Annotated in this window: 13 protein-coding genes; 6 read left to right on the forward strand and 7 right to left on the reverse strand. The window is 73.8% G+C overall.

Translation table 11 applies throughout. The annotated features are described in order from the left end of the window. Positions 1 to 19 precede the first annotated feature (19 nt). Together dxs and ACYQBY_RS02970 are read right to left on the reverse strand one after the other, a co-directional pair. On the reverse strand, positions 20 to 1,924 hold the full coding sequence (dxs, locus tag ACYQBY_RS02965; RefSeq protein ID WP_459642295.1) for a 1-deoxy-D-xylulose-5-phosphate synthase: 1,905 nt from the start codon (positions 1,922 to 1,924) through the stop codon (positions 20 to 22). 172 nt (positions 1,925 to 2,096) lie between these two features. After that, positions 2,097 to 2,480 carry a hypothetical protein gene (locus ACYQBY_RS02970; RefSeq protein WP_459642296.1) on the reverse strand — a complete coding sequence of 128 codons (384 nt, stop codon included), beginning with the start codon at positions 2,478 to 2,480 and terminating at the stop codon, positions 2,097 to 2,099. Positions 2,481 to 2,500: 20 nt separating this feature from the next. On the opposite strand from ACYQBY_RS02970, the gene ACYQBY_RS02975 reads away from it, so the two are divergent. Together ACYQBY_RS02975 and ACYQBY_RS02980 are read left to right on the forward strand one after the other, a co-directional pair. Beyond that, on the forward strand, positions 2,501 to 2,848 hold the full coding sequence (locus tag ACYQBY_RS02975) for a helix-turn-helix domain-containing protein (protein ID WP_459642297.1): 348 nt from the start codon (positions 2,501 to 2,503) through the stop codon (positions 2,846 to 2,848). Between the two features lie 148 nt (positions 2,849 to 2,996). Beyond that, complete coding sequence (locus ACYQBY_RS02980) at positions 2,997 to 3,914, forward strand: integrase core domain-containing protein (RefSeq protein WP_459642298.1); 918 nt, start codon at positions 2,997 to 2,999, stop codon at positions 3,912 to 3,914. Here the strand turns inward: ACYQBY_RS02980 and ACYQBY_RS02985 are convergent. Further along, positions 3,902 to 4,789 (reverse strand): helix-turn-helix domain-containing protein, encoded by an 888-nt coding sequence (locus tag ACYQBY_RS02985; protein ID WP_459642299.1) that lies wholly within the window; start codon positions 4,787 to 4,789, stop codon positions 3,902 to 3,904. The genes ACYQBY_RS02980 and ACYQBY_RS02985 overlap by 13 nt on opposite strands. Positions 4,790 to 4,976: 187 nt before the next feature. On the opposite strand from ACYQBY_RS02985, the gene ACYQBY_RS02990 reads away from it, so the two are divergent. The 4 genes from ACYQBY_RS02990 (at position 4,977) to ACYQBY_RS03005 (ending at position 9,124) form a co-directional block, all read left to right on the forward strand. Then, positions 4,977 to 5,978, forward strand: a complete 1,002-nt coding sequence (locus tag ACYQBY_RS02990; protein ID WP_459642459.1) for a zinc-dependent alcohol dehydrogenase family protein — start codon at positions 4,977 to 4,979, stop codon at positions 5,976 to 5,978. A 182-nt stretch (positions 5,979 to 6,160) separates the two neighbouring features. Then, positions 6,161 to 7,141, forward strand: coding sequence for an alpha/beta hydrolase (locus ACYQBY_RS02995; protein ID WP_459642300.1), 981 nt, complete (start codon positions 6,161 to 6,163; stop codon positions 7,139 to 7,141). A 136-nt stretch (positions 7,142 to 7,277) separates the two neighbouring features. After that, on the forward strand, positions 7,278 to 8,522 hold the full coding sequence (locus ACYQBY_RS03000) for a multidrug effflux MFS transporter (protein WP_459642301.1): 1,245 nt from the start codon (positions 7,278 to 7,280) through the stop codon (positions 8,520 to 8,522). Positions 8,523 to 8,770: 248 nt separating this feature from the next. Next, positions 8,771 to 9,124: a cyclophilin-like fold protein gene (locus tag ACYQBY_RS03005; RefSeq protein ID WP_459642302.1), complete on the forward strand. Its 354-nt coding sequence runs from the start codon at positions 8,771 to 8,773 to the stop codon at positions 9,122 to 9,124. 544 nt (positions 9,125 to 9,668) lie between these two features. On the opposite strand, the gene ACYQBY_RS03010 is transcribed toward ACYQBY_RS03005, so the two are convergent. The 4 genes from ACYQBY_RS03010 to ACYQBY_RS03025 form a co-directional block, all read right to left on the reverse strand. Further along, positions 9,669 to 11,582, reverse strand: coding sequence for an FtsX-like permease family protein (locus tag ACYQBY_RS03010; protein WP_459642303.1), 1,914 nt, complete (start codon positions 11,580 to 11,582; stop codon positions 9,669 to 9,671). Beyond that, a complete protein-coding gene (locus tag ACYQBY_RS03015) occupies positions 11,579 to 12,328 on the reverse strand; it encodes an ABC transporter ATP-binding protein (RefSeq protein WP_459642304.1) in 750 nt (249 codons plus the stop codon). The genes ACYQBY_RS03010 and ACYQBY_RS03015 overlap by 4 nt, the downstream gene beginning before the upstream one ends. 117 nt (positions 12,329 to 12,445) lie before the next feature. Next, the gene (locus ACYQBY_RS03020; RefSeq protein ID WP_459642305.1) at positions 12,446 to 13,111 is read right to left on the reverse strand and encodes a response regulator; all 666 of its coding nucleotides are present in this window, start codon (positions 13,109 to 13,111) and stop codon (positions 12,446 to 12,448) included. Next, positions 13,108 to 14,397 carry a sensor histidine kinase gene (locus ACYQBY_RS03025; RefSeq protein ID WP_459642306.1) on the reverse strand — a complete coding sequence of 430 codons (1,290 nt, stop codon included), beginning with the start codon at positions 14,395 to 14,397 and terminating at the stop codon, positions 13,108 to 13,110. The genes ACYQBY_RS03020 and ACYQBY_RS03025 overlap by 4 nt, the downstream gene beginning before the upstream one ends. Between the last annotated feature and the right edge of the window lie 113 nt (positions 14,398 to 14,510).

Raw genomic sequence — 14,510 nt, forward strand, 5'->3', positions numbered from 1 at the left:
GAGCGCCGGCCCGCGCTCCTCAGGACGCCGCGGCGGGCGAGCCGACCTCCTGCAGGCGCGCGACGGCCTCCACGATCCGCAGCGACACCGTCTGCGGGGCCAGGCCCGCCTCCTCGAGGATCTCGTCGCGGGTGCCGTGGTCGAGGAAGCGCTGCGGCAGGGCGAAGGTGAGGACGCTGGCGCCCACCCCCTCCCGGCGCAGGACGTCCGCGAGGGCGGAGCCGACCCCGCCGGCCTCCCCGCCGTCCTCCACGACCGCGACGTGCCGGTGGGTGCGGGCCAGCTCCGTCAGCGCGGACGGCAGCGGGATCACCCAGCGGGGGTCCACGACCGTCACCCCGACGCCCTGGGCGCGCAGCCTCGCCGCCACGTCGAGGCAGGTGGGCGCCATCGCCCCCACCGCCACGAGGAGCACGTCGGTGCCCTCGGCCCAGCCGGCGTTCTCCAGGACGTCGACGCCGCCGGTGCGGGCCAGGGCGGGCAGGTCGGCGGGCACCTTGCCCTTGGGGAAGCGCAGCACGGTGGGCGCGTCGGGCACGGCGAGGGCCTCGCGCAGCTCCTCGCGCAGCGTGGTGGCGTCTCGGGGCGCGGCCAGACGCAGACCGGGCACCAGGCGCAGCAGCGACATGTCCCACATGCCGTGGTGGCTGGCGCCGTCGGGGCCGGTGACCCCGGCGCGGTCGAGGACGAAGGTGACGCCCGCGCGGTGCAGGGCGACGTCCATGAGGACCTGGTCGAAGGCCCGGTTGAGGAACGTGGCGTAGACGGCGACCACCGGGTGCAGGCCCCCGGCGGCCATCCCGGCCGCGGAGGTGGCGGCGTGCTGCTCGGCGATGCCGACGTCGACGACGCGCCCGGGGTGGGCGCGGGCGAAGGCGTCGAGGCCGACGGGGGCGAGCATCGCGGCGGTGATCGCCACGACGTCGTCGCGCTCGGAGCCGACGGCCACCATCTCCTCGGAGAAGACGCTGGTCCAGGAGGAGCCCGAGGACGCCTGCGCCTCCCCCGTCTCGGGGTCGATGATCCCCACGGCGTGGAAGTGGTCGACGTGGTCGTCCAGGGCCGGGCGGTAGCCGCGGCCCTTCTGGGTGAGGGCGTGGACGATGACCGGGCCGCCGAAGGCCCGGGCGCGGCGCAGCGCGTGCTCCACGGCGGTGACGTCGTGGCCGTCGACGGGCCCGACGTACTTCAGCCCCAGGTCCTCGAAGAGGCCCTGGGGGGCCACGATGTCCTTGATCCCCTTCTTCATGCCGTGCAGGGTGTCGTAGGCCAGGCGCCCGGGCGCCCCGCCGCGGCGCAGGGTGCCGCGGCCCCACTCCAGGAACTTCTCGTAGCCGCTGGTGGTGCGCAGCGTCGCCAGGTGGGAGGCCAGGCCGCCGATGGTGGGCGCGTAGGAGCGCTCGTTGTCGTTCACCACGATGATCACGGGCCGGTCGCCGGCGGCGATGTTGTTCAGCGCCTCCCAGGCCATGCCGCCGGTGAGCGCGCCGTCCCCGACGACGGCGACGACGTGCCGGTCGTGCTCGCCGCGCACCTGGTGGGCGCGGGACAGCCCGTCCGCCCAGGACAGGGAGGTGGAGGCGTGGGAGTTCTCCACGACGTCGTGGGGGCTCTCCGCGCGGCTGGGGTAGCCGGACATGCCGCCGCGGGAGCGCAGCCGGGAGAAGTCCTGCCGGCCGGTGAGCAGCTTGTGCACGTAGGACTGGTGGCCGGTGTCGAAGACGATGCGGTCCCGCGGGGACTCGAACACCCGGTGCAGGGCGATGCTCAGCTCCACGACGCCGAGGTTGGGCCCGAGGTGGCCGCCGGTGCGGCTGACGGAGTCCACGAGGAAGTCCCGGATCTCCCGCGCGAGCTGCTCCAGCTGCTGCGGGTCCAGGGTGCGCAGGTCCTGCGGGCCGGTGATGGATGCGAGCAGCCCCATGCGGGCGTTCCTCCTGGGGTGCGACAGCACACCTGGCCCGGGGCCGGGCGTGGACGGGACCTCGGCTGCCCCGCCTGATCGAGTGTAGGAGCACCTGCGCGCGCCGCCTTCCGGGACGGCCGGGTGCGTACAGGTTCTCCCCGGATGCTCACGACGGCCCGCACCCGGCTCCTCACAGCCGGGGCACGAAGCGCCGCCCGCGCAGCGCCTCGGACAGCAGCCCCACGGAGCGGCGCAGCCGGCGCAGCCGCAGCTCCTCGCGCTCCAGCACCTCGAAGACGCGGGGTGCGGCCTCCACCGGCAGGACGTCGGACAGGTCCACGCGGGCGGTGGACACGGCGCGGCGCACGGCCTCGGCCTGCCCCTCGACGTGGTGCCCGACGAGCCACACGAGGAGCACGGGGTGGCGGCGGGCCACCGGGTAGGAGCGGTACTCCGGCGGTGCCTGGTCGAGCAGCCAGCGCACGGCGACGTCCTCGAAGTCGGGCGCCCCGGGCGGCGGCACCCCGGGGGGCCAGCCCGGCGGGGTGCCGGGGGCACGACGCTGCTCGAACACGTGTTCGAGCGTAGTGGTGTGTGGTGCTCGTCGTGCTGGCCGGGGAGGTCTCGATGGCGGAGCCCGCCCGCCGCCACGGCGTCGCCCAGGCGACCGTGGGCAACTGGCGCGACCGCTTCATCACCGCCGGCAAGGAAGGCCTCGTCCCCAAGCTGCCGGGCACCCCTGGAGCCGGGACGTCGACGGAGCGGCGGTTGCGGGTGGAGAACGAGCAGCTCAAGCTCGCCCTGGCCGAGGCCGTCATCCAGGTGCGCATCCTGCAGATGGCCACCCGCTACCCCGACACCGGCGCGGCGGCGGTGGATCGGGTCCCTTCGAAGACCGCCCCGCAAGCGGGGTACCCCAGAGGCCCTGAGAGGCGAGGCTGACTTGCCGGTCTCTGGGGGTACCTCCCGCTCGCGGGGGCGGCTCGCGAAGCTGGCCGGGGTGCCGGAGCGGACCTACCGACGCCGGCTCGCTCGCTACCGCCAGCTCGGCCCAGACCATCCGGGCCGGGGGCCGTGGCCTTCCCCGAAGGTGGACGCCGTCGAGGCGCTGGCCGCGAAGTACGCCGCGGACTGGCCCGCCTGGGGCCACCGCAAGATCGCCGCCCTCATGCGGGCCGACGGCCACCAGGTGTCGACCTCGACAGTGGAGCGGGCGCTGCGCCGCCGGGGACTGCTGCTGTCGTCGGGCTTCCGCGCTGACCGCAAGGCGTGGTCGATGGTGCGCCGCCGGGTCTTCCACGACCCGCCCACGGTGAGGAACCGGGCGTGGCAGATGGACTTGCCCCCGCAAGCGGGAGGTACCCCCACCTCGTTCGAGACCCCTACCGGCGGCATCTGGCGCCTCTGCGCGGTCGTGGACCACGCCACGAAGTTCTGCCTCGCTGTCACCGTGACCACGACAAGTCGCGGCGCCGATGCGGTGGCTTGCGTCCACGCCGCCATCACCGCAGCGCAGCGCCAACTGGGTCTGGAGGACCTGCGGGCCGACCGCGGCAGCGTCGAGGTTCTCGACGAGTCCACCGGGGAGCTCCTCGACCGGCCCGTACCCATCGCTCTGGTCACCGCTCCCCCGCGAGCGGGAGGTGCCCCTACCGGCCCGGACCCACTGCTGCGCCACGTTCGCACCCGCGTCCGGAGCCCGCAGACCAACGGCGTCGTCGAGCGGTTCTTCGGCACCCTCAAGTACGAGCACCTCTACCGCGCCATCATCGACGGCGGTGATGCTCTGGCAGTTGAGGTGAACCTGTTCCGCCAGACCTACACTCCCCCACGCTCCGCGCGGGAGGTGCCCCCACCCTTCGTCCGCACCAGGCTCTCGGGGATCGAACTGCTGGTGAGGCGTTCCGGGCTTCTCAGGTGCCGTGAGCGACCTGGTGTGGAGCTGGCCCCCTGCTCCTCTTGTTCCTGGCTGAGCATCGGTGTGAGGGCTTCGTTTCAAACGGCGTGACGGTCGGTCGACGTGGTCGTGGTGTGGGTGGCGGCCCAGCTGGCGAGCATGTGCAGGGCGTCTGCCGCCGGGGAGCCGGGGGCGGCGGTGTAGACGGTCATGGTGAGGCCGGGGTCGGCGGGCAGGTCGATGGAGTTGTAGGCGACCTCGACCGGTCCGACGACGGGGTGGGTGAACTGCTTGGCCCCGGCGCGGTGCAGACGTACGTCGTGTTCGGCCCAGCGGGCGCGGAAGTCCTCGCTGCGGGTGGCGAGCTCGCCGACCAGGTCGGACAGGTCCCGGTTGAGCGGGTCGCGTCCAGCCGCCATCCGCAGCTGCGCGGCGGCGACGTTCGCGGCGCCGTCCCAGTCGGGGTAGAGCTCGTGGGAGCGGGGGTCGAGGTAGCAGAAGCGGGCGAAGTTCGCTGGCTTCTTGGCTTCTGCGGTGCCGTCGAACATGGGTGCGTAGAACGCCCGCCCGAGGGCGTTGATGGCCACGACGTCGAGGTGGGCGTTGGCGACGAACGCGGGCGCCGTGGCGAGGGCGTCGAGCATCCACTGCACGCTGGGCCGTACCTGCCCTTGCCGCCGGCGCGGGGCACGGGTGCGGGTGGGACGGGCGGCGTGGGCGAGGTCGAAGAGGTGGACCCGCTCGGCTTCGTCGAGCTGGAGGGCGCGGGCGACGGCGTCGAGGACCTCGTCGGAGACGCCGGCGCTGTTGCCCTTCTCCAGCCGGACGTAGTAGTCGGTGGAGACCCCGGCGAGCATGGCGACCTCCTCCCGGCGTAGACCGGGCACCCGGCGCCTGCCCCCGTACAGCGGGATCCCGGCCTGTTCGGGGGTGATCTTCGCCCGGCGGGTGGCGAGGAACTCGCGGATCTCGGCGCGGTGGTCCATGCACCCAGGCTAGGCACGTCCAGCGGCCGCAGGGGGGTCGTGCTGGACCCCCCTGTAGACGCGGCCTCCCACGCGCACGCGGACGGGGGTTGCATGGACGACGTCGAGCCGGGCAGCTGCCCGGCCGTCAATGCGCTGCTGCTGTACGGCTGCTGAGAGAAGAGGATCCCTCGTGCTCGCTACCTTCATGTACGCCCCCGGAGACGTCCGCGTCGAGGATGTCGCCGACCCGACCATCGTCGAGCCGACGGATGCGATCATCCGCCTGGCCGCGGCGTGCGTGTGCGGCTCGGATCTGTGGCCCTACCGCGGCATCGAGAAGCTGGACGGGCCGAGGCCGATGGGCCACGAGTACGCCGGGATCGTCGAGGCCGTCGGCAGCGACGTCACCACGATCACGCCTGGCCAGTTCGTCGTCGGCTCCTTCTTCGCCTCCGACAACACGTGTGAGGTCTGCCGCTCGGGCTACCAGACCTCCTGCGTGCAGCGGCAGGGCACCGGTGGCTCGCAGGCGCAGCTGATGCGGGTGCCGCTGGCCGACGGCACCCTGGTCGCAACCCCCGAGGCCCCCGACGCCAAGTACGTCCCCAGCCTGCTGGCCGCCTCCGACGTCCTCGGCACCGGCTGGTTCGGCGCCGTGGCCGCGCAGGTGGGCCCGGGCAAGACCGTCGCCGTCGTCGGTGACGGGGCCGTCGGACTGCTCGGGGTGCTGGCCGCGAAGGAGCTGGGCGCGGAGCGGATCATCGCCATGAGCCGGCACGAGTCCCGTCAGGCCCTGGCCCGCGACTTCGGCGCCACCGACATCGTCACCGAACGCGGCACCGAGGGTGTGGCACGGATCAAGGAGATGACCGGTGGCCTCGGGGCGCACTCGGTGATCGAAGCCGTGGGCACCCAGGAGTCGATGATGCAGGCCATCCACTCCACCCGCCCCGGCGGCCACGTCGGCTACGTCGGCGTCGCCCACGAGGTCCAACTGCCCGGCATGGAGCTGTTCTTCTCCCACGTGCACCTGCACGGCGGTCCCGCCCCCGTGCGCCACTTCCTGCCCGACCTGATCGAGCGGATCCTCACCGACCGCATCGACCCGGGCAAGGTCTTCGACCTCACCCTGCCCCTGGACCAGGCCGCCGAGGGCTACCGCGCGATGGACGAGCGTCGCGCCATCAAGACCCTCCTGCAGCCCTGACCCCACAGAGGGCGCCCGGAACCGGTCACCCCTTCACCTGGCCTCAAGGAGGACTGAGCATGAGCACGACTTCCGACGCACACGACCTGGCGTCGTCGCCGAAGCGAGACAGCGACGGCTTCGGCAGGCGTCAACTCCTGAAGCTGGCCGGAGCCGGCGCACTGGCTACGGGGGCAGTCACCATGACCGCAGGCGATGCCCTCGCGCACGAGGCGAGCGAGGAGTCCTGGGACAAGACCTTCCCCAGGAGCGACCTGGTGACCCACGAGAAGGTGGGGTTCCGCAACCGCCTGGGCATCCGCCTGGTCGCCGACCTCTACACCCCGGCCGGCCTCGACCGCACGACCCGGGCCCCGGCGATCATCGTGGGTCACCCCTTCGGTGGGGTGAAGGAGCAGACGTCCGGGCTCTACGCCCAGACCATGGCCGAACGCGGCTTCGTCACCCTCGCCTTCGACGCTTCCTACAACGGTGAGAGCAGTGGCCGGCCCCACGCCATCGCCTCCCCGGAAGCCTTCGTCGAGGACTTCAGCGCCGCCGTGGACTACCTCGGCCTGCACCCCCGCGTCGACCGCGACCGCATCGGCGTCATCGGCGTGTGCGGCAGCGGCGGCTTCTCCCTGGCCGCTGCGCAGATCGACCCCCGCATGAAGGCCGTCGCCACGGTCAGCATGTACGACATGGGCCGCGACCGCCGCCAGCAGCTCGGCGACACGATGACCGAAGCACAACGCCGGCAGCACCTGGTCGACATCGGCCAGCAGCGCTGGGCCGAGGCGGAGGGCTGGCCCACCGAGTACGTCATCGGAACTCCGGAGCAGATCACCGCGGACTCCCCGGACGTGGCCGAAGAGTTCTACGACTACTACCGGACCCCGCGCGGGCACCACCCCCGCTCCACGACCGAGATGTCCCTGAACAGCAACGGCGCACTGATGCAGTTCTTCCCCTTCGATCACCTGGACTGGATCAGCCCGCGCCCGCTACTGCTCATCCACGGGGAGATTGCGAACTCCCGCTACTTCAGCGAGGACGCCTACGCCCGCGCATCCGAGCCGAAGGAGCTGCACATCGTTCCCGGCGCCGGTCACGTGGACCTCTACGACCGCGTGGAGCTCATCCCCTGGGACAAGCTCACCAGCTTCTTCACGCAGAACCTGTAACCGGCCGCGCCCCCGTGGCTGCCGGCGGGTGGTGGCGGGCTGCCAGCACGCCCCCGCCACCACCCGCCCGCCCCCATCAGCTTGCCGGCGCTCCGCCTGCCGGCACCGAGCAAGTCGTCCAGTCATCTGAGGAGCGATGGAACAGCCGATCTCACCAGCAGCGACCCAGCACGGGTCGGCCAGGCCGATCTCGGCGGCGTTGATCGGCACGGTCGTCTTCGTCACGGCGATCGCGCCGCTGGCCACCGACATGTACGTGCCGGCCTTCCCCGACGTCGCCCGTGACCTCGATGCCAGCGCCACCCAGGTGCAGCTGACGCTCACCACGTTCTTCGTCGGGATGGCCACCGGCCAGCTCATCGGCGGGCCCGTCTCCGACCAGCGCGGCCGCCGCCGGCCCCTGCTGGCCGCGACCGTGCTCATGCTCCTCGCCTCGGTGGCCTGTGCGCTGGCCCCCGGCATCACGTTCATGGCGCTGGCCCGCTTCGTGCAGGGCTTCGCCGGCGGCTGGGCCATGGTCATCGCTCGCGCTGTCATCGTCGACCTGGCCAGCGGCACCCAGCTGGTCCGGGCCCTGAACCTCGTCCAGGGCGTCGGGGGTATCGCGCCGATCGTCGCGCCCCTGCTGGGTGGGCTCATCCTGCAGGTCGCCGACTGGCGGGCGCCGTTCTGGGTGATCACCGCACTGGTTGCCGTCATGCTCGTCGTCGCCTACCTGGTGGTGCCGGAGTCGCTCCCCCCGGAGCGGCGGCACGCCGGTGGCCTGCGCGCCTTCGGCCACGCCGGGCGCGAGGTCCTGAGGAATCGCGAGTACGTCGGCTACGTCGTGGTCAGCTCCGCGGCGATGATCGCCCTCTTCGCCTACGTCGCGACCTCCGCCTTCGTGCTGCAGTCGATGAACGGGCTGTCCCCCCTGGCCTACTCCGTCGACTTCGCTGCCAACGCCGGAGGCATGACCCTGGCCGCCTTCGCCGCCGCCCACCTGGCAGGGAAGGTCGCCACCCGCACGGTCATCCTCGCCGGGCAGATCCTCGCCCTGGTCGCCGGGTTGGTGATGCTCGCCGGTGCCCTGTGGTTCGACACGCCGCTGCTGCTGACGATGGGCTGCTTCCTCGCCCTCATGGTCGCCCTGGGCCTGATGTGGGGCAACGCAGGGGCGCTGGCGTCGGCCGCAGTGCCCAAGCACCCCGGCACCGGCTCCGCCGTCCTAGGCATGCTGCAGTGGGGCACCGCCGGCATCGCGGCACCCATCGCCGGCCTCGGTGGAACCGATACCGCCGTGCCGATGGCGCTGATGATGACCCTCGGCGCGGTGGCCTCCATCGTCGGCCTGCTCGTCATCGCCAGGCCTCGGACCGCCTCAGACGGGCCCTTGCCGTGACCTTCGTCCACGACGGGGCAGCGAACCGCCGCCGAGGGCCTGCCAGTGCCGTGACCAGGCGACCCCTTCCGCGAGCAGCCGCGACGGCTCCTGCCGTGGCGCTGGCCGCGATCCTCGCTGCCGGGTGCGGCGGCGCCGGGGACGGCGCCGGCCAGCAGTCCCCAGGTCCGTCGCCGACCAGCACCCGGAACAGCACCACCCCCTCAACCAGCGCGGTCCAGCCCCCCGGCCCCGACCAGGAGGACCGGATGCGGCTCCAGATCACCATCGACGGTCAGAGCTTCAACGCCACCCTGACCGACAGCGCCGCAACGGCCGACCTCATCGCCCAACTGCCCCTCACGGTCGAGATGGTCGACCACGGCGGGGTCGAGAAAACCGGTCCGCTGCCTTCGCCCCTGTCCCTCGACGGTCAGCCCGAGGGGGCGGACCCGGACGTGGGCGACGTGGGCTACTACGCCCCCGGCAACGATCTGGTCCTGTACTACGGGGACCAGTCGTACTACCCGGGCATCGTGGTGCTCGGGCGGCTGGAGGGTGACGCGGCGCAGCAGCTCTCTGTCCTGACCGGCCCGGTCACCGCGACCGTCGTGGCACCGTAAGCGCGGTGGAGCCCCAGAACTTCCTCGACCACGTCGACAGAGGAATACCCATCGAGGAGGTGTCAGCTGTTGCGTGCCTCGCAAGCAGTCGAAGGCTCATGCCGCCGTGGAGGCGGTGGGTGACCCGCTAGGCGAGCGTCTGTCCGCTGTCAGGTGCCGGCCTGATCGCGCCGATCGAGCAGCGGTCTCCCCGCCAGACACCTACCCAGCGCCCCAGTCGTGATCACCCACACCACAACTCAGGCAGCATCCGGACCTGCCTGACCGGCTGGACGAAGCCCGTCACCACTCACCCTGCCATGATCTTGACGCACCACCATGCGCTACGACCGGGCCCGTACCAGCCTGGACCGACACCCCAACTACATCCTCGCCGCCTACATGGCCTCCGCCACCTAACGGTTGCGCCCACCGGCCGGAGGAAGCACCAGTGTCGGACCCGGCCGGCAATCTCCACTCAGGAGCAACCCGGCCATGATCTCGACGCAGGACAGAGCTTCACGCCGCCGACTCCGGCCGGGCCATCTGCTGGAGAGGAGGTCGCTCACGCCACGGCGGTGGCCAGCCGTGTCGTCCGGCCGGCGGCTGCAGCTGTCGCGACGAGGGCGAAGACCACCACGGCTGCGCTGACGGTGCCGTACACGGGCAGGTCGACCACGGGCGGCCCGCCCAGCAGCCCGGCGCTGACGCCGATGAGCGACGGCACGACGGCCACGGTGCCGATGGCGCACGCGGTCACCCCCGTGATCAGCGCCTCGACGGTGGTCATCGCCATGAGCTGGCGCCGGGTGGTGCCCGTGCGGTGCAGCAGCGCGAGTTCCTCGCGGCGCGCCGCCGTGGTGAGGGCCAGCGTGCTCACCGCCCCCACCGCCACGACGCCGAGCAGGATCAGGAGCAGCGCGGTGCCGATGTCGTTCTCCCCGCCGGTGGACCGCGTCGCCCCGGTGACGTGGGTCTCGACGTCGCTCGCCGTCGTGCCCAGCGCGCTGATCGCCGCGGCGGCGTCCCGGGGTTCGACGCCCGGGCCGACGTCGACGAGCACCGTGTCGGGCACCACGGGCAGCCCGCGCGCTCGGGGCGTCGCCGGTCCGGTGAGCACTCCGGCGACGCCCAGCCCGCGGGAGAACACCGCGACGACGTCGGCGTCGACGACGTCGTCGCCGAGCCGGAGGGTGAGCGTCCCGCCCAGCCCGGTGCCGGTCAGGAAGGCGGTGTCGGTGCTGATGGCCACGGTGTCCGCGGCGGCGAGGCCCGCGAGGTCCCCCTCCACGATCCCGGGGTCGAGGGTGCCGGCCAGCTCGCCGGGGACGACCCGCAGCGCGGCCGCCTCCCACGCCAGAGCGCCGGTGAGGGCGAGTTCCTCGTCGGGGTCCTCGGTGCGGACCTGCGCCGGGACGGTGGCCAGCGGCACGGCCGCGGCGACGCCGGGCACCGCGGCAACCTGCCCCGTGATGTCCGCCGGGCCCCCGGCGGGTGTGACGACGAGGTCGGCGGTGAGCGCGGCGGTGGTCTCCTGCTCGGCGGCGACCGTGACGGCCCGGTTGACGCTGGTCTGGACGGTCGCCGCGGCCACGACCAGCGCGAGCGGGACCACGACCGTCGTCAGGCGCCGGGAGAACCCGCGCACGTTGCGCACGGCGAGCACCGCCGCCGGGCCGCCCGCGGACGGGTGCACCCGGGCCAGGCGGCCGAAGAGCCAGCGGACCAGCACGGGCCCGGCGAGCGCCGCGGCACCGACGAGCAGGAACGCCGAGGTCGCGGCCGCGGCGCTGCCCTGGGTCCCGGGGATCCACAGGGGCGTGAAGGCGGCGCCCAGCCCGACGGCGGTCAGGGCGAGGGCGGCGACCCGCCGGGCCCGGCCCACCTCCCCGGCCTCGACGGCGCTCTGCCGCAGCGCAGCCGTCGGGTCCGTGCGGGCGGCCTCCCGCGCCCCGAGCCGGCCCACGGGCACGGCGGTGGCGACGATCAGCACCACCGCGAGGAGGGCGGGCAGCGGGGACGGGGCCGAGGTGAACTCCGGTGCCACCATCCCGGACTGCACCAGGAGCGGGTCCAGCAGAGGAGCCCCGAAGAGCCCGAGGAACGCCCCCGGCGGGGCCGCGGCCAGCGACACCACGGCCACCTCGAGCGTGACGGCGCGCCGGACCTGGGTGGGCGTGGCGCCGACCGCCCGCAGCAGCGCGAACTCCCGGCGGCGCCCGCGCAGGGCGAGGCTCACGGTCGCCGCGACGACCATCACGACCACGACGAGCAGCGTGCCGGCGTAGGAGGAGGCGAGGGCGACGAGCAGCCCCCCGGCGGGCCCGTCGCCGGTGGACTGCGCGCGCAGGCCGGACTCCAGCAGCACGCCCGTGACGGCGACGGCGGCCGCGGCGACGGCCAGGACGAGCGCGGTGCCGGCGAAGGCCCCGCGGTGGGCGCGGACGCCCGAGGACGCGAGCTGCCACACGGTGGTCACCGCCCCCTCTTCAGCAGGCGTGCGGTGACCTGCTCGGCCGTGGGCTGCTCGAGCTGGTCGACGACCAGCCCGTCGGCGAGGACGACGACGCGCTCGGCGGCGGCGGCCACCCCGGCGTCGTGCGTGACGACGACCACGGTCTGCCCGAGGTCGCGGGCGGTGTCGCGCAGCACCTGCAGCACGGCGGCCCCCGTGGCGGAGTCCAGCGCGCCGGTGGGCTCGTCGGCGAAGACGACGGCGGGCCGGGTGATGAGCGCGCGGGCGATCGCGACGCGCTGGGCCTGCCCGCCGGACAGCTCGCCCGGCAGGCGCTCCACCAGGCCGCCGATGCCGAGGAACTCCAGCAGCGCGGACTCCCACGCGCGGTCCACGTCGCGGCCGGCGAGGGCGAGGGGCAGCCGGACGTTCTCCCGCGCCGTCAGGTGCCCGATGAGGTTGTAGGCCTGGAACACGAAACCCACGTGCTCGCGGCGGAACCGGGTGAGGTCGTCGGGGCGCAGGACCGTCAGGTCGTGGCCGCCGACGACCACCGCGCCGCGGGTGGGGGTGTCCAGCCCGGCCGCGCAGTTCAGGAGGGTGGACTTGCCGGAGCCGGACTGTCCGACGACGGCCGTCACCGATCCGGCGAGCAGTTCCAGGGAGACCCCCCGGAGCGCGTGGACGGGCTCGCGGCCCCGGTAGGTCTTGTGGAGGTCGATGAGCCGGAGGGCTGTGGTCGTCCCCCGAGCGGTGGTCAGCGTCGTCATGGTCGTGCTCCCGGTGTCGAGGTCGGTTCCGTCGGCCTCGAACCTAGGAACCGCGGGAGCGGCGATCGAGCCTCGGAAGGAGGGCCCCGGGGGGTTCCACCTTTCGATGCAGGTGCCTCAGCGGCCGATGTCGACCACCCGGTTCTGGTAGGCCCAGACGACGGCCTGCAGGCGCGAGCGCACCCCGAGCTTGGGCATCATCCGTGCCAGGTGGGACTTCACCGTGGAGACCTCCAGGTAGAGCGCCCGGCCGATCTCCTCGTTGGACATTCCCTGCGCCAGGTGCAGCAGGATCTCCAGCTCGCGCGCGGTCAGCAGCTCGCTGGCGCGGGCGGCCGTCACCGGCTGGGTGCGGCGGCGCGTGAGCAGCTCCTCGACCACCCGCTTCGTGAGCGTGTCCGCGAGGGTCCCGTTGCCGGCGGCGACGGAGCGCACGGCGTCGACGACGGTGGACGGCTCCGCGTCCTTGAGCAGAAACCCCGACGCGCCGGCCTCCAGCGCGCCGAAGAGGTACTCGTCCACGTCGAAGGTGGTGAGGATCAGCACCGGGACCGGGTCGGCCACGCCGGGCCCGCACAGCTCACGGGTGGCGGTGATGCCGTCGGTGCCGGGCATGCGCACGTCCATGCAGACGACGTCGGCGTGCAGCCGCCGGGCGGCCTCGACCGCCTGCGCACCGTCGGGGACCTGGGCGACGACGTCCAGGTCCGGCTCCACGCCCAGCATCGCGCTGAGCCCGGCGCGCACCAGCGGCTGGTCGTCGGCGACCACCACGCGGATCACCCGGTCACCCCGTCCACGCGCACCGGTGGCCGTGGTGCCCCGACCTCGCGGTGGGTGGGCACGCCCAGCGTGACGCGCCAGCCGCCACCCGGCTCGGGCCCGTAGGTGAGCCGCGAACCGGTGAGCTCGGCGCGCTCCCGCATGCCGACGAGGCCGAGCCCGCCCCCGGGGCGGTTCCCCCGCCCGGCCTCGGGCGCCGCGGGGGCTGGCGGCGGTCCGTTGAGGACGCCGACCTGCAGCACGGCCGGCTCCCGCGCGTCCAGGACGACCTCACAGCGGGCGCCGGGCGCGTGGCGGATCACGTTGGCGAGGCACTCCTGCACCGTGCGGAAGGCGGCGAGCTGGGCGAGCGGCCCGATCGCGCCCCAGTGGCCGGCGGGGTTCCCCAGGACGGTGAAGGTCGCCTCGACGCCCGCCGCGCGGGCGCGCTCCACGAGCGCCGGCACCGCCGCGAGCGTCTCGACCGGGCGCTCGGCGTCCTCGGGGGCCTCCCGCAGCAGGCGCACGAGGGTGCGCAGCTCCTCGAGCATCGCGGAGGTCTCGGCCCGCACCAGCTGCACGGCCTCCTTGGCGGCGGCGGGGTCGACGTCGATCTGGCGTCCGATCGCCCCGGTCATCACGGCGATGCCCGACAGGTGGTGCGCGGCGATGTCGTGGAGTTCACGGGCCATCGCCGCGCGCTCGCGGGCCACGGCCGCCTCCACGCGGGCGCCGTGCTCGCGGCTGAGCGCCTCGACCTGCCGGGCACGGGCCTCCGCCGCCTCCCGCCGGGAGCCGACGACGACGCCCACCACCACCGGGAGGGCGACGATCCCGAGCGCCTGGGCGAGCGGGGCGCCCACCCACACCAGGAGCGGTTCGCCGTCACCGGGCTGGGCGATCAGCGTCCCGACGCCGACCAGTACCGCGGCCACGCCCAGGGCCGGCGCCGCACGGCGCAGCGGCCCGAGGACCGTCGCGGTGTAGGCGGCGACGAGCACGGCGACGGACGTCGTGCCGATGGCGTCGCCGAGCCCGGCGAGGGCCGCCACCGGGACGCCGGCGGCCGCGAACCCGAGGACCAGGCGCGGGTGCGCGCGGCGCCGCGCGAGGGCGAGGGCCTGCGCGATGAGCACAGCGACACCGGCCCACCACGCTCCGCTCCCCGGCGCGGGGATGGTGGCCGCGGCCTCGGGGTCCGCCTCCACCGCGGGGACGAGGAGGAGCAGCGCCGTGACGGCGACCAGGCAGGTCGCGCCCGGGACGGCAACCTCGGTGAGGGTGGGCGTCCGGGTGCGCAGGGGCATGGCCCACATCCTGCCAGCGCGGTGCGCGGCAACCTTCCGGGATCCCGTGAGGGGTGGCTGCACGCCCGTTCACACCGCACTCGCGAACTGCGCGCCGTGGTCCTTTCGGTGCA

The sequence above is a fragment of the Kineococcus anabasis genome, assembly GCF_054590795.1.